We start from the raw sequence: 731 nt of genomic DNA on the forward strand, positions 1-731 counted from the left end.
GGCAATTACCTGCTGGAAGGCAAAAAGCCATCCCGCGGCTTGGCTGTAGCGCGGATGACCGCGCATATCACCTATCTGTCGCAACCGGCCCTGCATCGTAAATTCGGCCGCAAGCTTCAGAACCGTGGGGCGATCACCTATAGCTTCGATCACGATTTCCAGATCGAGAGCTATCTGCGCCATCAGGGCAAAAGCTTCGTCGACCGGTTTGACGCCAACAGCTACCTTTATATCACGCGTGCGATGGATTATTTCGATCTGTCCGCCGATTCCGAAGGCCGCCTTGGCGAGGCTTTTGTTGGCTGCAAAACCCGTTTCTGCGTCATTTCGTTTTCCAGCGACTGGTGCTTTACCACCGCCGAAAGCCGCCAGCTTGCCCATGCATTGAATGCATCATCGTGCAATGTCAGTTGTGTCGAAATCGAAAGCGACAAGGGGCATGATGCCTTCCTGCTCGACGAGCCGGATTTCCATATGGTGTTAAGCGGCTTTATCGAAGGCGCTGCTGAAATCCGGGGATTGAAATAGGTTATGAATCATTCTTTACCAAACGCGACCGGCGTTATCCCCAATGACCGCATTCGTGTCGACCTGCAGCTGATTGCCGATATGGTCGAACCCGGCACGCGTGTACTTGATATCGGGTGCGGCGATGGTGAATTGCTGGGCTATCTGACTCGCAGCAAGGATGTGGATGGTCGCGGACTTGAACTGTCCAACGAGGGGGTGCG

The 731-nt window shown here is 54.4% G+C and carries 2 protein-coding genes; both read left to right on the forward strand.

Annotated features, from left to right (window positions below):
- A partial coding sequence (locus TH5_RS25160; protein WP_483030208.1) for an alpha/beta hydrolase family protein occupies window positions 1-528 on the forward strand: 528 nt, incomplete at its 5' end.
- 3 nt (window positions 529-531) lie between these two features.
- The coding region (locus TH5_RS25165) for a methionine biosynthesis protein MetW (RefSeq protein WP_208638543.1) at window positions 532-731 on the forward strand (200 nt) is incomplete at its 3' end.

The organism is Thalassospira xianhensis MCCC 1A02616, from assembly GCF_003326475.1.
In the GTDB taxonomy this organism is placed as follows: Bacteria; Pseudomonadota; Alphaproteobacteria; order Rhodospirillales; family Thalassospiraceae; genus Thalassospira; species Thalassospira xianhensis.